The sequence below is a fragment of the Candidatus Magnetaquicoccus inordinatus genome, assembly GCF_004217665.1.
Lineage (GTDB): Bacteria > Pseudomonadota > Magnetococcia > Magnetococcales > Magnetaquicoccaceae > Magnetaquicoccus > Magnetaquicoccus inordinatus.
In genome coordinates this window covers 36,828-55,460 of the sequence record NZ_RXIU01000004.1, presented here as the reverse complement: position 1 = coordinate 55,460, position 18,633 = coordinate 36,828, and the positions used below count along the sequence as shown (strand labels likewise).

Below are 18,633 nucleotides of genomic sequence, written 5' to 3'. Positions count from 1 at the left end.
TGTGAAACGCCGCACATTTTCAGCAGGGCTTTGCCCTGCACCCACCAGGAGGAGATAATCTCCTCCTGGACCTCCATAATAATTTATTGATTTTCAATGCGCTTGCTCTGTGCAGGAAGCCGGTCACGGCCCGGCAGATAGCCAGCGTTGCAGGGCAGCGCGAATTTCCCGCCAGGAGACAGGTTTGGATAAATAGTCATCCATACCGGCAGCCAGACATTTTTCGCGATCGTCGCGCATGGCAAAGGCAGTCAGGGCCACAACCGGGGTATGACGCCCCAGGCTCTCTTCCATGGCCCGCAGGGTGCGGCAGGTGCTATAGCCATCCAGTTCTGGCATTTGGCAATCCATAAAGATAAGGTTATAGCTGTTTTGCGACAGTAATTCGATTGCCTGGCGGCCATCATGGGCAAAAGTCACCTGTATGGGCCAGCGTTTGAGCATGCCGCGCATCACTGCCCTATTGATGGGGTCATCTTCCACCACCAGGATATGGCTATTGCTGGGGATGGGTAGGGTGGATAGTCCCGACTCTGTTGGGGTAGAGAGATCTGCTGGCGGATCACAGGAGTGGCAGGGAATGATCACCCGAAAAGTAGATCCTGCCTGCAGTTGGCTTGCCACTTCGATGTGTCCTGCCATCAAGTGCGTCAGTTGTTGGGTGATGGCCAAGCCTAGTCCAGTGCCGCCATATTGTCTGGTGGTGCTGGCATTGGCCTGTTCGTAAGAGCGGAATATGCTGTCAAATTGTTCGGCGGCAATACCGATGCCGGTATCGCGGACAGTAAAGAGCAACTGTGGGGTAAAAGAGTTGCCCTGCACAAGAGAGGAGGAGAGGCTTACCTCTCCTTGCGGAGTAAATTTAATGGCGTTGGCCAGCAAATTGACCAGGATCTGACGCAAACGGGTTGGGTCGCCGAGGATCCAGACAGGCAATGCTGGATCGATGTGCAGTTGAAATTGCAGGCTGTTTTTTTTCGCCAATTGCTGGAAAAGTGCGGCAATATCATGCAGCAGGCGGTGCAGATCAAGGGGGATATGTTCCAGGTGCAGTTTTTCTGCCTCAATTTTTGTATAATCCAAGAGATCGTTGAGAATATGCAGCAGAGAGCGACCGGAGCTTAAAATGGTAAGGCTGTATTCTCGGCCCTGTTCGGGGAGTGGCAGATCGGCAAGCAGTTCGGCCATGCCCAGGATGCCATTGAGCGGGGTACGGATTTCATGGCTCATGGAGGCAAGAAAGATGCTTTTGCTGCGATTGGCCGCTTCTGCCTCCTGTCGGGCTTGCAGAAGCTGGGTCTCATACTGTTTTTGTTGGGTGACATCGGTAAAGTTCCAGACACGACCGATACGGGATCCCTCTTTGAGCAGGGGAACGGAGTAACATTCGATTAATTGTCCATTTTTGCAGGGCAATATGTTGCGATCATCACCAACAGGTTGATAGGAGGGGGAGAGCTTGTCGGCAAACAAGTAGGGATCGGTCAAGTGTTTGCTGATGACTTGGTTCCATTGCTGGGAGTTGCCAGGCAAAAGGCTGGCAGCCGGGAAGTGAAAGAGGCGCAGAAAATGGTGGTTGCAATGGGTGATGGTTCCGTCGCTGGCTACCACCAGGATGCCATCGTGGGTTGCTTCCAGGGTGGCGCGGAGCAGTTCGCGTCCTTTGGCCAACTCTTGATTGTTTTGGTGCAGATCCTGGGTGCGTTCCAGGACTTTATGTTCCAGGTCGAGATTGGTGCGCAGGATGGTTTCTCGTTCGCGTTGCACCGCCCGATCTTTTTCCTGGCGGAGGATGTTGATATGGTCAGCCAGGGCGAAGGAGAGCAGAGCAGCCTCCAGACAACTGGCAATGCGACCGCCCCACAGGGTCAGCAGAGAGGTTGGCACAAAGCCCAAGTAGCGTCCCCAATTGAAGGCGACACCAAAAATAAGGAGTCCCCAGGCAACGGTGGTCCATCGGGCTTTGCGCACACCTTGTCGCCAGAGGCGGATGCTGCTGGTCAGAATCAACAGAAACGTAAGCATGCTGAGAGGAAAAGCAAACTGCAGAGCAATGAGACGCCAGGGGGTGATGGTAGCGGCGGTGGCCAGAGCCATTGCGCTCATGAACCAGAGCAGGAGTCGGTTAAAGAGCGGGTCAGCAACCGGTATGTTGAGAAAAACGCGGGTAAATTGTGTGCCGAGAATCACCGACAAACAGAGCATGATGGTGGGAAAATGATCGGTCAGCCAGAGGGAATCGGGATAGAGATAACGATGACCAATCCCGGAGATGGCCAGGACGGCGATGACATAGACCGCAAGATAAATGACATACCACAGATACTCCCGCATGCGCGTGGAGAGAAAAATAAAAAGGTTGTAGAGGGTGATAAAGATCAGGGTTCCTGTATAGGCTCCGACCAGGATACCATAATGGTCGCGATGTTCGGCAAAAGAGGAGTGGTCCCAAATCAGCAGTTCCGTATCGATGGCGCCACCAAGCTCAAAGGCATAACGCAAATAGAGTTGACTGGTGGCATGCGCGGCTGTTTCTATCGGAATGACAGGCGTTTCATAGGCCAGAGGGCGATTGCTGAAGGGGCGGTGATCGCCCAGGTGCCAGGTTGTACTGTTTTGCTGGTCAACGCTGTGGCTGATGTCGAGAAAATCGATGGTGGGATGATAAACATGCAGCAACCAGCGAATCGGTTTGTCGGTTGGGTTATGCAGTTGCAGGCTGACCCACCAGGCAGAGGCAGAAATGCCACGGCTGCTGATAGAGCCAATAGGCTGAAATTTTTTTTGATATTCGGGCAGACGAATCTCATCCAGGGTAAGAGCGCGATGGGGATCTTCCAGGATAAGGATGTGGCTGGTGGCAGAGATGCCTTTGAGTTGTGGTGAGAGCATCAAAGGGGGGGGAGAGCTCTCTGCTTGACTGGTTGCGGGTAGCAGCAACAGCAGAAGCGACAAAAAAACAGCTCCCATCGGCAAAGGGCAGGCGGGAGAGCGGAGCCGCTTGCGCACCTCAGCAACGAGTGCCGACAAGAGGAGATAAAGGGCAAACACCTGTCGATATTGCATTATTTAGCAATGAAAAGCGGGTTGATGGGCTGGAGAATCTTTCGAGGAAGCAAAAAAAGGATTGTGTCATATTTTGTGCTGCAGCTCTATTGAAAAAAATCAATTTCTCTCTAGGCCATTGCCAATGGTGAGGATGTGGTGTATCGTGCCGGGATTTTGTTGCTGGCGTTTATGGGACGGCAAGTTGGCATGCCGGTCAACTGCTTTATCTGGTTGGGTCAGTAGGAGTCAACACACTCTGGTTGAGCACAATGTCTATAGAAAAAATGAAAATTTTTGCCGGCACCTCCAATCCTGAATTGGGACGGCGGATAGCAGAGTATCTGTCAGTTGTGTTGGCGCATGTGACCATCCGTCGTTTTTCGGATGGGGAAATTTTTGTGCAGATTGATGAAAATGTTCGCGGCAGGGATGTATTTGTCATCCAGTCCACCTCATCGCCAGCCAATGATCATCTGATGGAGTTGTTGATCATGGTGGATGCCTTGCGGCGTGCCTCGGCTGGGCGGATCACTGCCGTTATTCCCTATTTTGGCTATTCGCGACAGGATCGGAAAGAGGCCGGAAGAACGCCAATCACCGCCAAATTGGTTGCCGATCTGTTGGATGCAGCCGGGGTGAGTCGCGTCTTGACTTTGGATTTGCATGCAGGTCAGATCCAGGGCTTTTTCAATATGCCGGTGGATAATATCTATGCGACGCCTGTATTGTTGGGGGCGGTACGCCGCCAGGGATTCAACAATGCGATGGTGATCTCTCCTGATGTGGGTGGTGTGGTGCGTGCCCGTTCCTATGCCAAGCGCCTGGATGTGGATTTGGCAATTATCGACAAGCGGCGCCCGGCAGCCAATGTGGCGGCCGTGCACCATATTATCGGAGAGGTGGAAGGCAAAGAGTGTATTTTGGTTGATGATATGGTGGATACGGCGGGCACTTTGGTCAAGGCGGCAGAGGCGCTGATGGAGCGTGGAGCCCATTCGGTGTCGGCAGTGTGTACCCATGGTGTGTTGTCGGGTCCGGCTGTGGAGCGTATCGAATCATCCATTCTGGAGCAGGTTTTAGTGACCGATACCATAGCGCAGCCAGAGGCGGCGGCAGGAAGCAGCAAGATTAAATATCATACGGTTTCCGGTTTGCTGGGTGAGGCGATTCGCCGTATCAGTGACGAGGAGTCGGTAAGCTCTTTGTTTGTGTAGGAGTAGGTTGGTTTGAGAGAATGCACAGCCGGCACCCCTGGAGGCCGGTGTGCAGGGTGTCTCTTCATGCTGAAGAGATAAGGATGACGTGCAGAGGAGAAGAACAATGGCAGTGATCAATGCAAGAACACGTTACGGGACCGGCAAGGGGGTGGCCCGCAAGCTGCGTCGTGAAGGAGCTCTTCCGGCAGTGTTGTATGGTGCGGGGCAAGCAAATATCAATTTGTCCCTGAACGCCAAAGAGTGGGAAGATTTGTTGGCGCGTGAGAAGAGCGGTTTGCGTACCCATCCGCAAGAGTTGGTTATCGACGGCAGCAACCGCAACATGGTCATGATGCGTGGCTATCAGGTCCATCCCTTAAGCGGACTTGCCGAACATGTGGATTTTGTGCGTTTTGATCCCAACCATGAGATCGAGATTGCCATTCCGATCCACCTGGTTGGTGAGGATAAGTGTCCTGGTGTGAAGGCGGGCGGTATTTTGCAAATTATTCATCGCGAGTTGGATATTGCCTGCTTGGCTGGTAATGTGCCTGACTATATTGAGGTTTCTGTTGCCAAACTGGATATCGGCCATTCGATTCACATTCAGGATGTCAAGCTGCCGGACGGAGTCGAGGCGCGTGGTGAAGAGGATATGACCATTGTGACTGTGGTGGCAGTACGTGCAGAAGTGGTTGATGAGGGTGCTGCTGGTTAATCCGCATAGAGTGGCTCAGGGAGCAACCCTCTTCCTGGCTTGGGAGGAGGGTTGTCCATGAGTGACGAAAACAGAGTCCTGTTGGTAGGACTGGGAAATCCTGGGGAAAAATACCGGGAGACGCGGCATAATTTGGGTTGGATGGCAGTAGAGAAGCTGGCGACAGAGCTCTCTTTGGCGGCGGCAGGCCGACGTTTTGAGGGACGTTTTGGCGAGGGGCGTGCGCATGGTTTGCGGGTAGGTTGGTTGTTGCCGGAGACCTATATGAATCTGGCGGGCAATGCTGTGGGGGCGGCGGCCCGTTTTTTCAAGTTATCGCCAGAGCAGGTTATTGTTTTTCATGATGATCTGGATCTGGAAGCGGGGCGAATCCGCATCAAGCGTGGTGGTGGGCATGGTGGCCACAACGGTTTGCGCTCGATTCAGCAGGTATTGGGATCGGCGGATTTTGTGCGGGTCCGTTTAGGGATAGGCCGACCGCCCGCCGGGGTGGAGCCTGCCCATTATGTGTTATCTCCTTTCAACAGTGCCGAACGCAACTCTTTGCATCCGGTTTTGGATCGGTTGCCTGCGGCGTTGTTATTCATTCTAAAGGGAGATTTGCCAGGAGCGATGAATAGCGTGTACAATTCTCCTGGGCCCTCCTCTGCAGTCGGAGCGAGTGCTATCTCCTGAATTTCTCAATGACTTTCAGCCGTTTGATCAAGAGAGAGCCATGTCCTTGCAATGTGGAATTGTTGGTTTGCCTAATGTGGGCAAGTCTACCATTTTTAATGCCTTGACGGCAGCCGGGGCCGAGATGGCCAACTATCCTTTTTGTACGATTGAGCCCAATGTGGGGGTAGTGGCAGTTCGGGATCCGCGATTGGATGCTTTAGTGGCGTTGGCCAAGCCACAGCGGGTGGTGCCCACGGTGATGGAGTTTGTGGACATTGCCGGTTTGGTCAAGGGGGCAAGTCAAGGGGAGGGGTTGGGCAACCAGTTTTTGGGTCATATCCGTCAGGTGGATGCGGTGGCCCATGTGGTGCGCTGTTTTGTCGATGATGATATTACCCATGTGCAGGGGCGGGTGGATCCGGTAACCGACATCCAGGTGATTGAGACAGAGTTGATGTTGGCCGATTTGGCGGCGGTAGAGAAGCGTCTGGCGAACATCAGCAAAAAGGCCAAAGTGGGCGAAAAAGAGGCCAAACTGCTGGAACAGTTGTATCAAAAGGTGGCGCAGGGGCTGAATGAGGGGAGACCGATTCGTTTGCAGGGATTGACGGCAGAGGAGCAGGGTGGGCTGAAAGATCTCTTTTTATTGACCAGCAAACCGGTCATGTATGTGTGCAATGTGGCGGAGAGCGAGTTGCTGCAGGCGCAACAGGAGGGGGGGCATGCAATGGTGGATGCCGTGCGTCGCTTGGCTGTGCAGCAGGGTGCGGGAGTGGTAGCCATTTGTGGCCGTATTGAGGCGGAAATGGGTGAGTTGGATGTGTCCGAGCGGCAACTCTTTTTGGAAGATTTGGGGTTGGAGGAGTCCGGTTTGGATCGTCTGGTGCATCAGGCTTATGATTTGTTGGGTTTGATGACCTTTTTTACGGTGGGGCCCAAAGAGGTGCGGGCCTGGACTGTCAAACATGGGGCGACCGCCTATGATGCGGCCGGGGCGATTCATTCTGATTTTCAACGTGGTTTTATTCGTGCCGAGGTGATCGCCTTTACCGACATGATTGCCTGCAAAGGGGAGCAGGGGGCCAAGGAGAAGGGAAAATTTCGTCTGGAAGGGCGGGAATATGTGGTCAGCGATGGGGATTGCATGCACTTTCGCTTTAATGTCTGAGAGGTGAGTGGCAATGGGCACGCAACATATTACCTTGGCTCTGACTGGTGCCTCAGGAGCCAGATATGGTTTGCGTTTGTTGCGGGCCTTGTTGTTGCAGCAGCAGGAGGTCGATCTGTTGATTTCGGCGGCAGCGCGTGTGGTGTTGCGCCAGGAGTGCGATCTGCATTTGCCAGAGGGAGATCCCTTGGCGCTGCGCGAGGAGTTGGGCCGAGTGCTGCAGGCCGAGGGTGTAGAGGAGTGGTCAGGAGTGCGCTATTATGCGACGGATGATTGGTATGCGCCGATAGCGTCGGGGAGCGGGGCAGGGCGAGCGATGGTGATCTGTCCCTGTTCGATGGGAAGTTTGGCGGCTATTGCCCATGGGATGTCGGATAATCTCTTGGAGCGGGCGGCGGATGTGATGATCAAGGAGCGGCGTCCCTTGATTCTGGTGCCGCGCGAGAGCCCTTTTTCAGTGATTCATTTGCAAAACATGCTCACTTTGGCACAGATGGGGGTCACCATCCTGCCGGCTGCCCCCGGCTTTTATCATCGTCCAACGACGGTAGAGGCGTTGCTGGATTTTGTGGTGGAGCGGATATTGAGCCATTTGGGGTTGGCATCCTCAGGGGCACTGGGCTGGCCGCCGACTGTATAAATCAATGTTGTTCTATGGCGCTTCTTCTGACTCTATTATCAATCTGTTTGATAGCTTTATTAAATGTTCATTATTAGAATCACGTTTGAGCCCTTCCCTTGTGTAATATATTGCTTTTTCTGTGTTTCCTATGTTTAGATATAGCCATGCTAAACGTGAAAGATGCGTTCCATTTGCATCGGAGAGGTACTGGTTATGTGCATCTATTACCTTTAATACAATAACTTCCTTAACATCTTCTTCTATTTCAGAATTGTCATGTAGGATTTTATTGATATTGTTAGCAGCTTCGCTTATATGCATCAATGAAGTGTTGGCAGATTCAGACCATGCGTGGATTTCATGCAAGCGATCATTGCTTTTTCCATAAATTAATGCTAATCTGCACCAAGCTTTTTGTTTTTTTGATGTGTCGTCAGAATTTTCAACAAATGACTTTAACGCCTTACATGTTTTTTCAGTTTTTTCTGGTGAAGTGGATTCGTCATGTAGATCTGCTATCCACAACCAAGTTTCAGGGTAGTTGTACGCAATAAATTCTAACACTTCCTTGTATTCTTCATAAAGGGAGTTGTCTTTTTCCATTTTTGATGACAAAAATTTCAACAGTCTTAGAATACTAGGTGCCAAACCTCTCTTTATATCATGCTTTTGTATTGATCCAAAATTAAGTAAAAGCTTAAAGTCCGCTTCAACAATATTACAATAATAATCAGACGTTAATTTCTTATTTCCAAATAGTGATGCTGAAAGTGGTGTTTCTATGAATATTTGATTGTCTGTCTCAGAGCTGTTTATTTCTACAAATGACATTTTATCTAATTCATCAACAGCAGAATCTACATCAAATCTTTCATTATTTGACCTCAATAGAACTGCTTTTAGTGCAACTAAAGGAATTACAGACTTCCAACGACATAAAGTTAGAAAAACTCTTTTTGCACCTGATGAAAGTTGATTATAGCTTCTTTCAAAAAGAGCTGTGAGAACTTTATCTTTATCTGCAATAATTCTCCCAGGTTTTGCGAGTGTTCTACTTTTGGCAGCTTCACCAAGAAGTATTTTAATTACGTATGGATGTCCTTCAGATTCTTTATAAAGTAGTTCTCTGTATTCTGAATTAATTAAATGGTGTATATTTAAAGATGTTGATGTGGTATCGATTAATGTATAACTCTCATCTTCTTCCATTCCCGATACCTTAACTTGAAAATCTCCATTAAACTCTCTGTTTCTGGTTGTGATAAGAATTTTGTTGGGATGTCGAATGCAGGCGTCTATCCATTGGAATACTTCATTAGGTTGTTTTACAGTCTCAAAATTGTCGAAGACGAATAATGTCGGACCAATGTTTGAGTTTGTCATCTGAGAGCTAAGAAAGTCACTCTCCTTGATGTCTGTTTTGTGATGTCCGATTAATCTTATATATTCTTTTGATATGCTTTGTGTATCAATAATATGCGCTTTTACAGGTTTCGGTCCTATAGGTAGTAAGTCAATATCTCGAGCACTAAACCATATAATTACTGAAAATCTTTCAGATTTAGAAATGCTATGAAGAACTGTCAGTGCTAGCTGGGTTTTTCCAATTCCACCTGTTCCATGTAATGTAATAATCGGGTGATGATCATCCGTTAAAACATCATACAGTTTAGATTCTAATTGTGCCCGATTAACATAACCCTTAGAAAGTGATGGCAAATTTCCAAATACATTATTTTGAATGTCAAGAATTCCTAGGCCTTCAGTTTCTGCCGATGGCAAAGGAGTGATTGGTGTTAAGTATTTGCTTGAGTCACCAATATCTGCTTTTCCAGTGATGTATGACAATAATTCATACCCATTGTCTGAAAAACCTCCGTTTGCACAAAAAAAATCTGTTAAGTCAGCATTAGATAACAGCATGTCGACTTGTTTTGGTTCTGAGAATGCTATATATATTCCATTATTGTATTTCTCGTTGGTTTTTTTCTTTAGTTCTTCGAACTTATCGTTTTTTGTGTCACCTAAGTAGCTTATTCTGTATTTTCCAGATAAATTTTGATGCAAATAAGACCAGCTGCGCTTGAATATGGCAAAATTTTCCGCAACGAAGGTTAACGATCTGAATAAATGATTTGCTGCTTCGCTGCAATCCGATTCTAATTGTGCTCCATGACCTCTGGTTTTGTTTCGAAAGCGAACAAAAAAAGAGATCCAATCGCGTAACGAATATTTTGGGCGTTTTTGTTCAAGGTTGTTGATTAAAGTATTTGATGCAAGCCAAATATTTTCTACAGCACTGTATTGCCAGTTAGATGAATTAACTTTCTTTGTTAATTCAAATAAGTCCGATTGTGCGTTACTGTCTATAAACTGTGCAGCCGGTCCTGTTATGGCTTCTTCAAAAGTATTAACCCATTCACCAATGGAGTTTCCTCTTACTAAGTTATATGTGATGCGATACCTGTGACGGTCCGGATCCTCGTTTATTGACGCAATCAACCCCGCAATAATTAGTTTAGTAATAAACTCTCCGCTTAATATCAAACTCTGGAAGAACTCACCATCTGAGCTCTCTCTCGATCTGTTTATGCGATCAAACATCCTGTTCAGTGGGATAAAATTCATTGAGTAGTACCATTATTTGTTTGTGGTAGTTTTGGCGAGTTTGAGTGTTTTTCAAGTTATAAATTCATCGCACACAAACAAAGAATATCGTTTTTTTTGTTGTTGTGCAACTGAAATAATTCTAACATAATTAATTATTAATAAAATAAAAAATATGAAATTAATAATCAGCAACGAGTTGCGCGTAATAATTTGAATACGCATTATTGCATAAACGTAACCATTGTAATATGAAGTTTTGATTGGATTCTTGCTGAAAATCAGTATATTTTTCAGTGCGGATCGCTCTCGTTGGCCAAGGCAACCCGTATCGGCATGCCGGGTTTGTGCAGCGCTTTCGCTGAGTGCAGGGTCTCGCGCAGATTGAGCAGTTTGACAATCCCCTCGTTGCCCTTGTCGCGGGCCAAGGTGCGTGGTGTATTGCCCATCTCATCGGCAATGTTGACATCCGCTCCCTGTTCTACCAGATAGGCCACTACCGTATCATGGCCACGCAAAACGGCCCAGTGCAGTGGCGTTTCCCCAAATTGCGCTTTGATGTCCAGGTTGGGGCTCTGTTTGGCCAGCAGGGTAACCAAGGCGAGATGGCCCTCGGCAGCAGCCCAGTGCAATGGCGTATCGCCTGCGGTGGCTCGTGCATCGGCTACTGCGCCTTTGGCCAAGAGAAACTCGGCCAAGCTGCCATGACCCTTGCGCGCCGCCCAGTGCAGTGGGGTGCGATGGTAATGGTTTTTGGCGTTGGCATCGGCACCAGAGGTCAACAGATATTCGGCAACCGGAAACCGTCCCTCTTCCACTGCCCAATGCAAGACGGTATCCCCTTTCAAATCACGAGCATTGATCTTAGCCCCCTTTTCCAGCAACAGCTTGACCAGAGAGAGATTGCCCTCACCAGAGGCCCAATGCAGCGGTGTACTGCCATCACTGTTGGCACTGTTGGGATTGGCTCCCGCCTGTAAGAGCATCTGTGCCAGACTCAGGGAACCATTGTTGGCAGCAACCATATGCAAAGGGGTATCACCACGCCGATCCCGGGCATTGGTATCGGCTTTATGGGCCAACAACTCTTTGATCAATAAGAGATCATCTTTGATCACAGCAAAATGGATGGGGGTCAAGCCAAAACTGTCTTGTACATTGACTGCCGCCCCTGACTTGATCAAGCGCAGGGCCTCGGCAATCCGTCCCTCCTCAATACTCTTATGCAAAGCGGTGCGGGTGGAGCGTTGCGGCGTTTGTACTGGCCGATTGCTTTCGTTCTCTACGGCAGAGTGCAGCTCCTGGTCCACCATGACCAGTAAGGGTAGGGCCAGAGCGGACAACATCAGCAGAGTACGCTCTTGTTTGAAAAAGGATCGTTTCTGATGAATCGGCATGCAAAAAGCTCCGTTGTACAATGACCTGATACGCACTTTGCCAGGATGATTAAAGCGCCTAATGCAAAATGGTAGCCATTGTTTAATTGAATGATAATAAACTGTTTTTTGCTGAATTTGCCGTTTGTTTGTAGCAAGAGATAACCGATTCTGACGCTTCTCTGCCATGAACTTGCCACTTGTTGCATGGTCCAAGGGATGACAACACCTTTGCCTTGTCGAAAAGGCTGGGCTAAACTGCTCTGTCAGCGTTCCCAAAGAGTAAAACTTGCAGCCCCAGGATGGACAAAATGAAAAAAGTGGAAGTGTTGGCTCCGGCAGGCAATCTCCCCTCCCTGAAAGCGGCGGTGGATCATGGTGCCGATGCGGTCTATTTTGGTTTTCGCAACGCAACCAATGCGCGCAACTTTGAGGGGTTGAATTTTAGCGAAAGTGAAGCGGCTGCCGGGATTGCCTATGCCCACAGCAAAGGGGTGCGGGCCAATGTGGTGTTGAATACCTATCCGCAAGGGCAAGATCCCAGCATCTGGTATCAAACTGTGGATATGGCAGCGCGACTCAAAGCAGATGCCATTATTCTGGCCAATATCGCATTGCTGGATTATTGTCACCAGCGTTATCCCCAATTGCCGATTCATCTTTCGGTGCAGGCTTCCGCCAGCAATGCCGAAGCGATCAATTTTTACCAACGCCATTTTCATTGTGTCAGAGTGATTCTGCCACGGGTGTTGACCGTGCAGGAGATTCGCCAACTGCGCGCTCAAACGACCGTGGAATTGGAGGTGTTTGCCTTTGGCGGCTTGTGTGTGATGGCCGAAGGTCGCTGTTTTCTCTCCTCTTATACCACCGGTGTGTCGCCCAATATCGAAGGGGTCTGCTCTCCCGCCAGGGAGGTGCGTTTTGAAAATCATGGCGACCGTTTGCAAACCCGGCTGGGAGGGGTGTTGATTGCCGAATATGCACAGGGGGAGGAGGCAGCCTATCCGACCATCTGTAAAGGACGCTTTCGCGCCAATGAACAGGTATATCATGTCATGGAGGAGCCCGGATCACTGAATGTTTTGGAAATGTTGGATGAAGTGATCGAAGCAGGGGTCTCTTCTTTGAAAATAGAGGGTAGACAGCGCACCAAATCCTACGTGGCCACCGTGACACAGGTGTTGCGTGAGGCGGTCGATGCCTATTATGCCGATCCTCGATCCTTTCGGCCAAAGACAAAATGGCTGCGCACCTTGAATGCCACTTCGGAAGGGACGACCCATACTTTGGGTACCTATCAGGAAAACTGGCAATAATATCAGCAGGCAATGGGCAGGTTGTGGCACTCTCTGTCGTCGCAGAATGGCGGAGAGTGCTGGAGAAAATGTGCATATGTAATGAGGGAGAGTGGGCAGAGATGAAAATCGCGATTGGCCCTTGTCTGTTTGAATGGGGCAAAAGGGCGGTCCGGCAATTTTATCAGCGCATGGCTTTTGAGACCGAAGCGGATATTTTGTATATCGGTGAGGTGGTCTGTTCCAAGCGCAGCCATTTGCATGCCGAAGAGTTGGCGCAGCTCGCCGAGGAGCTGCTGCCTTCCGGCAAGCAGATTATCTTTTCCACTTTGGGACTGGTAATGAATGAGGGTGAGCAGTCTGCCTTGCGGCAGATTGCTGCCGAGGCCCGTCGTTTGGGGGTGTGGTTGGAGGTCAATGATATGGGAGGTATGGGGATTGCCGAAGGGCAGCCCATGGTGGCCGGTCCGCATATCAACACCTATAATGCAGAAACAGTAGCTTTTTTGGCGCGTGTGGGGGTCAAACGGGTTGTGTTGCCGGTTGAACTGGCACACTCGGCGATGCGCTGCATCATGACTGGTACAGCCGCTCCAGAGATGGAGGTTTTTGCTTATGGGCGTTTGCCTTTGACCTTTTCGGCGCGCTGTTATACGGCGCGTGCCTTCCATTTGCCCAAGAGCAACTGCCAGTATAAATGTGGTGATTTTCCCGATGGCATGGAGGTGCGGACCCAGGAGGATGACTCTTTCCTGACGGTCAATGGTGTGCAAACCATGTCGGCACGTCTGTATAATCTACTCGCGGATCTGCCCATACTGCGCAACATGGCGGTGGATGTGCTGCGTTTGTCCCCACAGAGTCAGGCCATGCCGGAGATTGTGGCTCTGTGGAAACAGGCTCTCGATGGACGCATGGATGGGCAAGAGGCATTGCAGCGATTGCGTGAACTCAATGCCCATGAGGCTTTTTGTAATGGATATTTCCATGGTCGCCCCGGATTGCAATGGATCGATTCGGCGGCATAAGCTGTTCCACTCCTTACCCAATGCAGGAGAAACACTGTGCAAATTGACAATATGCTGCTCGATCAGATTACCCAGAATATTTTGGGCGCCTTCAATAAAGTGGGTGCCACACGGGAAGAGATGACCCGCAAAGTGAATGATATTGTGCGCGATGCGGTGGAACGCTTTGATTTGGTAATGCGCGATGAGTTTGATGCGGCGATGGAGTTGTTGAGCAATACGCGCATTAAACTGGAGCAGATGGAAAAACGGGTTGCCGAATTGGAAGCGCAAGTGGCTTCCGGCAAGAGCGATTCCAGCGAATAGGAGCAGGATGATGAAGCGCGCATATGTGGCCGGAGAGTGGGTTGCGACCGGACGCACAATGGATGTGGTCAATCCTTTTGATGGGCAGGTGGTGGATACGGTTGCACTCTGTTCCACTGCCGAGATCGATCAAGCATTGCACAAGGCGGTTGTTGCACAAGGAGAAACTGCGCGTTTGGCCCCCTATCAACGTGCAGAGATTTTGGCGCGGATTCGGGATGGTATTGCCAACCAGCGCGAGGCTTTTGAACGCACGCTCTCTCTGGAAAATGGCAAAACCTTGGCCGAATCGCGTTTGGAAATTGCTCGTTCTATTGCCACCTTTGATATTGCGGTTGGTGAAGCAACCCGTATTTATGGGGAGGCTTATGATTTGGGAATCAATGCCATGGCAGGTGGCCGACAGGCGTTGGTGCGGCGCTTTCCCATAGGAGTGGTATCGGCTATTGCTCCGTTTAATTTTCCGATGAACCTGGCGATTCACAAGATTGCGCCTGCATTGGCTTGTGGTTGCTCCGTAGTGTTGAAGCCAGCTTCCAAAACCCCTTTGACCGCTCTCATGCTGGCAGAGGTGGTGCAGCAGTCCGGTTGGCCAGCAGGCGGTTTTTCGGTATTGCCCTGTGATCGCACGGCGGGACAGATGTTGGTCAGCGATGAGCGGATCAAACTGCTCTCTTTTACCGGTTCACCAGAGGTGGGCTGGCAGATGAAACGGGATGCAGGCAAAAAGAAGGTGGTATTGGAGTTGGGTGGCAATGCCGGGTTGATTGTGGACAAGGATGTGCGGGATTGGGATTGGTTGATCAATCGGGCTGTGTTGGGGGCTTTTTACCAATGTGGTCAAGTCTGCATTTCGGTCCAGCGTATCTTCCTGCATCAGGAGATTATGGGTGAGTTTCGGGCGCGCTTCAAAAAGGCTGCCGAAGCCTTGCAACCAGGAGATCCGTTGGATCCGCAGACCACGTTAGGTCCGATTATCGACAGCAACAATCGAAAACGGCTTCAAGAGTGGGTGCAGGAGGCGTTGGATCAAGGAGCTGAATTGGTAACCGGGCACAGCGTCGCTCCCATTGGCCAGGGCAACAGCATGACGGCGACCATTCTCGAAGAGGTCAACTCCTCCTGTCGCATTGCCGCTGATGAGGCTTTTGGTCCTGTGGTCACTTTGTCGGCTGTGGAGAGTATGGAAGAGGCTTTTCAGCGGGTGAACGAATCCCGTTTTGGTTTGCAATGTGGCCTTTTTACCAATGATTTTGATACCGTGCTGCATGGTTTCAACACCCTGGAGGTTGGTGGTGTGATTCACAATGATGTTCCCTCTTTTCGCGTCGATTGTATGCCCTATGGGGGGGTCAAAGATTCGGGTTTGGGGCGCGAAGGGGTAAAATATGCGATGAATGATATGTTGGAAGATCGGATATTGGTCTATCGCAACCGTTAGTGGTGTTTTTTCCAAAGCCAGGAGGGAGACTTTTCTCTTTCCTGGCTCTTTTTTGCTCATTGCGAAGGGAAATGCCCTATGTTGGCCTGTGTCAATACGATCGCCATGGAGGGAGTGAAGGCGGTTCCGGTTGAAGTGGAGGTCGATTTAAGTCGGGGTTTGCCCTCGTTGAGTGTGGTGGGGTTGGCGGATGAAGCGGTACGGGAGGCCAAGGATCGCATTCGCGCCGCATTAAAAAATTCTGGATATAAATTACCTACTCTGCATATCACCATTAATCTGGCTCCTGCCCATTTGCCGAAGGTGGGTTCGGCCTATGATCTGCCGATGGCTTTGGGATTGTTGGCAGCCATGGAGCAGTTGCCGATCTCCTCCTTATCGCGGCGTATTTTTTTGGGGGAGTTGGCTTTGGATGGTCGGTTGAAACCGATTGCGGGCTCGCTGCCAGCAGCCATCTATGCCCGCAATGCCGGTTTTGAAGAGATTATTGTTCCTGAAGGCAATGGCTTGGAGGCCGCTTTTGTCGAGGGTATCCGGGTGGTATCCCCGGCCAATTTGCTGGCATTGGTGCGCCATTTGTTGGCTGTTGAGCCGTTGCAGCCTTTACCGGTGACCGATTGGCAACAGTGGATGCGCGAAGAGAAGCCTGCCCAGCGTAATTTGCGTGAGGTAAAGGGGCAAGAGTATGCGCGCCGGGCCTTGGAGGTGGTGGCAGCAGGGGGGCACAATTTGTTGATGAGTGGTCCACCCGGTTCAGGGAAGACTCTGCTCGCCCAATGTCTACCGGGAATTTTGCCACCGATGACCCTGGATGAGGCCTTGGAGGTTACCACCATTCATTCGGTGGCGGGGCGTTTAGATCCCATGCGCCCCTTTGTTGGGGTGCGACCGTTTCGTTCACCACATCATACCGCCTCGCAGGTGGCTTTGATCGGTGGCGGGGGTAATCCCCGTCCGGGTGAAGTGAGTCTGGCGCATCGGGGGGTGTTGTTTTTGGATGAGATTCCAGAGTTTGGCCGTACCTCCTTGGAGGTGTTGCGTGAACCGCTGGAGTCGGGGGATGTGCATATTTCACGTGCGGCGCTGTCTACCCGTTTTCCTGCCTCTTTCCAGTTGGTTGCTGCCTGCAATCCCTGTCCTTGTGGTTATCTCGGCTCTCCGCATCGATCCTGTCGTTGTGCCGCTTTGCGGATTGAACAATATCGTTCTCGTCTTTCTGGTCCGTTGTTGGATCGCATCGATTTACACGTGGAGGTTCCGGCTGTACCACAGGAGGTATTGGTTGCGATTCCCAGAGGAGAGTCTTCAGAAGAGGTGGCTGAGCGGGTTATCGAGGCGCGCATGCGTCAATATCTCCGCAACGGCTCCGGTATCAGTAACGCCCGTCTCGATGGATTCTCTTTGGAGCGTCATGCCGGACTGGGAAAAGAGGAGCAGGTGCTGCTATTGAACGCAGGACAAAAACTTGGTTTTTCTGCACGCAGTTATAACCGGATTTTGAAGGTGGCGCGTACCATTGCTGATTTGGCAGCAGTGGAGCAGATCCATACCACCCATTTGGCGGAAGCAATTCAATATCGGGTAGGCGGATTGTTCAGTCAGGGGTGAGACAGCGTGCAAGAGAGCTCTGCTCAGAATCAATCATGCAATCTGCTGCCACTGCGCAGGCCGTACAGTTGGCACCCCTGCCGCGGGATATGCTGCGCTGTTGTGGTGTTATTTTTTTGTTCGGTGTTTTCCTGGGACTGGGAATCAGTTGCTTGCAGTGTTGTTTTGCTGACAAGCCTGTTGTGAATCACTACCTGAGCAAAGCGATTCAACAACAGGCTTGCTTTTTGCGCATTTTCTATTTGCCCTCTTTGGCTTTGGGCAGGGCAGCGACAGCACTGCTAAATCCTTGCAGATCCACAGGGATGGCCATTGTTTTTGGGAAGCCAAATGGCAAGACGCCAACACTCAAGATCTTCCCCTTTTTGATTGCCGTCATGACATTTTTTTCCAGTGCAACTGAGGCGAGGCAGCCATTGCCAGTACATTGTTGCAACTGCATAAAAATGGGCTCCGCATCATCAACCTTGAAGGCAACACCGGCTGGAATGGAGATTCCCAATGGCAAAATGGCGACTGCGGCCCATTCCTCTTTATTGCCGAAGCTACCAACAGAAAACTTGAGAATCAACTGCTGATGCTCTTTAGAAATCTGTGTTTGCGAGGCAAAACATTTTTCTGATTTACCATCTGGAGACATTTCACATTCAGTAATCCATTTGTCAAAAACTTTGCGATGCAATGGATTGGTGGAGGTTCGTGGTTTGCCAGCTTGCCCCTGAGTTTGTCCCGCTTCATCTGCAGCCCACAGCAACCCACTCACAGTCAGCGAACACACCATAATAACGGCTTGCAATAGCCGATTTCCAATAACGGTCACGGAAATGGATCCTCTTGAAGAGATGGAAAACAAGAAAATTGCCTCGATTGAGGAGCTTACAAGAGGGGATTATAACACTCTCTCTCCGGCATCACCAGGGAATGAGGAGAGAGAGTAGTTATTATTGTCAGCAAGTGGGATGTTGCGGTGGGCAACTATTCCGCATAGAGACGTGCGACATGCTCCCAATTGACCAGATTCCAGAAGGCAGCCACATAGTTGGGGCGCGCATTCCGGTAGTCGATATAGTAGGCATGTTCCCAGACATCACAAGTCAACAGGGCTTTTTTGCCAGAGGTGGCAGGGGTGCCGGCATTGCTGGTGCTCATCAGTTCCAGGGAGCCATCGCTGTTTTTGACCAGCCAGCCCCAGCCAGAGCCGAAGGTGGTGACTGAAGTGGCGGTAAATTTCTCTTTGAACTGCGCAAAGGAGCCAAAAGTCTGGTTGATGGCATCGGCCAGGGCACCAGTAGGCTCGCCACCACCTTGCGGGGAGAGGCAGTTCCAATAAAAGGTATGGTTCCAGACCTGAGCAGCATTGTTAAAGATGCCGCCAGAGGAGTTCAGAATAATCTCTTCCAGGGACATGTTTTCAAAGGGGGTTCCCGGAATGAGATTATTGAGGTTAACGACATAAGCGTTATGATGTTTACCATGGTGATATTCCAAAGTTTCTTTGGAGATATGCGGAGCCAAGGCATCCAGGGCATAAGGCAAAGGCGGTAAGGTGATTGCCATGGGTGT

At 50.3% G+C, this 18,633-nt stretch carries 15 protein-coding genes; 10 read left to right on the top strand and 5 right to left on the bottom strand.

Annotation, left to right across the window (positions count from 1 at the left end; genetic code table 11):
* Window positions 1–123 precede the first annotated feature (123 nt).
* Complete coding sequence (locus EJP87_RS00840; RefSeq protein WP_227657388.1) at window positions 124–2,955, bottom strand: 7TM diverse intracellular signaling domain-containing protein; 2,832 nt, start codon at window positions 2,953–2,955, stop codon at window positions 124–126.
* 362 nt (window positions 2,956–3,317) lie between these two features.
* Here EJP87_RS00840 and EJP87_RS00835 point away from each other — a divergent pair, with 362 nt between their 5' ends.
* The 5 genes from EJP87_RS00835 (at window position 3,318) to EJP87_RS00815 (ending at window position 7,427) form a co-directional block, all read left to right on the top strand.
* Window positions 3,318–4,262 (top strand): ribose-phosphate pyrophosphokinase, encoded by a 945-nt coding sequence (locus tag EJP87_RS00835; protein WP_130469967.1) that lies wholly within the window; start codon window positions 3,318–3,320, stop codon window positions 4,260–4,262.
* 106 nt (window positions 4,263–4,368) lie between these two features.
* Window positions 4,369–4,962: a 50S ribosomal protein L25/general stress protein Ctc gene (locus EJP87_RS00830; RefSeq protein ID WP_130469966.1), complete on the top strand. Its 594-nt coding sequence runs from the start codon at window positions 4,369–4,371 to the stop codon at window positions 4,960–4,962.
* Window positions 4,963–5,019: 57 nt separating this feature from the next.
* On the top strand, window positions 5,020–5,637 hold the full coding sequence (gene pth, locus EJP87_RS00825) for an aminoacyl-tRNA hydrolase (protein ID WP_130469965.1): 618 nt from the start codon (window positions 5,020–5,022) through the stop codon (window positions 5,635–5,637).
* Between the two features lie 40 nt (window positions 5,638–5,677).
* Window positions 5,678–6,787 (top strand): redox-regulated ATPase YchF, encoded by a 1,110-nt coding sequence (gene ychF, locus EJP87_RS00820; protein WP_130469964.1) that lies wholly within the window; start codon window positions 5,678–5,680, stop codon window positions 6,785–6,787.
* A 13-nt stretch (window positions 6,788–6,800) separates the two neighbouring features.
* Entirely contained in the window at window positions 6,801–7,427 is a 627-nt protein-coding gene (locus EJP87_RS00815) for a UbiX family flavin prenyltransferase (protein ID WP_130469963.1), read from the top strand.
* 12 nt (window positions 7,428–7,439) lie between these two features.
* Here EJP87_RS00815 and EJP87_RS00810 read toward each other — a convergent pair whose 3' ends face one another.
* Both EJP87_RS00810 and EJP87_RS00805 read right to left on the bottom strand, forming a co-directional pair.
* Window positions 7,440–10,037, bottom strand: a complete 2,598-nt coding sequence (locus EJP87_RS00810; protein WP_130469962.1) for an NB-ARC domain-containing protein — start codon at window positions 10,035–10,037, stop codon at window positions 7,440–7,442.
* Window positions 10,038–10,309: 272 nt separating this feature from the next.
* A complete protein-coding gene (locus EJP87_RS00805) occupies window positions 10,310–11,413 on the bottom strand; it encodes an ankyrin repeat domain-containing protein (protein ID WP_193771024.1) in 1,104 nt (367 codons plus the stop codon).
* A 299-nt stretch (window positions 11,414–11,712) separates the two neighbouring features.
* On the opposite strand from EJP87_RS00805, the gene ubiU reads away from it, so the two are divergent.
* The 5 genes from ubiU to EJP87_RS00780 all read left to right on the top strand — a co-directional run bounded on the left by ubiU (window position 11,713) and on the right by EJP87_RS00780 (window position 17,070).
* Window positions 11,713–12,708: a ubiquinone anaerobic biosynthesis protein UbiU gene (gene ubiU, locus EJP87_RS00800; protein WP_193771027.1), complete on the top strand. Its 996-nt coding sequence runs from the start codon at window positions 11,713–11,715 to the stop codon at window positions 12,706–12,708.
* A gap of 101 nt (window positions 12,709–12,809) precedes the next feature.
* Window positions 12,810–13,715, top strand: coding sequence for a U32 family peptidase (locus EJP87_RS00795; RefSeq protein ID WP_193771023.1), 906 nt, complete (start codon window positions 12,810–12,812; stop codon window positions 13,713–13,715).
* 36 nt (window positions 13,716–13,751) lie between these two features.
* A complete protein-coding gene (locus tag EJP87_RS00790; protein ID WP_130469958.1) occupies window positions 13,752–14,021 on the top strand; it encodes an accessory factor UbiK family protein in 270 nt (89 codons plus the stop codon).
* Between the two features lie 7 nt (window positions 14,022–14,028).
* Complete coding sequence (locus EJP87_RS00785; protein ID WP_130469957.1) at window positions 14,029–15,462, top strand: aldehyde dehydrogenase family protein; 1,434 nt, start codon at window positions 14,029–14,031, stop codon at window positions 15,460–15,462.
* 78 nt (window positions 15,463–15,540) lie between these two features.
* On the top strand, window positions 15,541–17,070 hold the full coding sequence (locus EJP87_RS00780; protein WP_130469956.1) for a YifB family Mg chelatase-like AAA ATPase: 1,530 nt from the start codon (window positions 15,541–15,543) through the stop codon (window positions 17,068–17,070).
* Between the two features lie 238 nt (window positions 17,071–17,308).
* Here EJP87_RS00780 and EJP87_RS00775 read toward each other — a convergent pair whose 3' ends face one another.
* Together EJP87_RS00775 and EJP87_RS00770 are read right to left on the bottom strand one after the other, a co-directional pair.
* On the bottom strand, window positions 17,309–17,890 hold the full coding sequence (locus EJP87_RS00775; RefSeq protein WP_130469955.1) for an invasion associated locus B family protein: 582 nt from the start codon (window positions 17,888–17,890) through the stop codon (window positions 17,309–17,311).
* Between the two features lie 155 nt (window positions 17,891–18,045).
* Window positions 18,046–18,627 carry a superoxide dismutase gene (locus tag EJP87_RS00770; protein ID WP_130469954.1) on the bottom strand — a complete coding sequence of 194 codons (582 nt, stop codon included), beginning with the start codon at window positions 18,625–18,627 and terminating at the stop codon, window positions 18,046–18,048.
* Window positions 18,628–18,633: the final 6 nt, after the last annotated feature.

Excerpts from the sequence above, each read along its gene's own strand:
- EJP87_RS00835 (WP_130469967.1), top strand. The coding sequence starts at position 3,318 with ATGTCTATAGAAAAAATGAAAATTTTTGCCGGCACCTCCAATCCTGAA.
- EJP87_RS00830 (WP_130469966.1), top strand. The coding sequence starts at position 4,369 with ATGGCAGTGATCAATGCAAGAACACGTTACGGGACCGGCAAGGGGGTG.
- pth (WP_130469965.1), top strand. The coding sequence starts at position 5,020 with ATGAGTGACGAAAACAGAGTCCTGTTGGTAGGACTGGGAAATCCTGGG.
- ychF (WP_130469964.1), top strand. The coding sequence starts at position 5,678 with ATGTCCTTGCAATGTGGAATTGTTGGTTTGCCTAATGTGGGCAAGTCT.
- EJP87_RS00815 (WP_130469963.1), top strand. The coding sequence starts at position 6,801 with ATGGGCACGCAACATATTACCTTGGCTCTGACTGGTGCCTCAGGAGCC.
- EJP87_RS00810 (WP_130469962.1), bottom strand. The coding sequence starts at position 10,037 with ATGAATTTTATCCCACTGAACAGGATGTTTGATCGCATAAACAGATCG.
- EJP87_RS00805 (WP_193771024.1), bottom strand. The coding sequence starts at position 11,413 with ATGCCGATTCATCAGAAACGATCCTTTTTCAAACAAGAGCGTACTCTG.
- EJP87_RS00795 (WP_193771023.1), top strand. The coding sequence starts at position 12,810 with ATGAAAATCGCGATTGGCCCTTGTCTGTTTGAATGGGGCAAAAGGGCG.
- EJP87_RS00785 (WP_130469957.1), top strand. The coding sequence starts at position 14,029 with ATGATGAAGCGCGCATATGTGGCCGGAGAGTGGGTTGCGACCGGACGC.
- EJP87_RS00780 (WP_130469956.1), top strand. The coding sequence starts at position 15,541 with ATGTTGGCCTGTGTCAATACGATCGCCATGGAGGGAGTGAAGGCGGTT.
- EJP87_RS00770 (WP_130469954.1), bottom strand. The coding sequence starts at position 18,627 with ATGGCAATCACCTTACCGCCTTTGCCTTATGCCCTGGATGCCTTGGCT.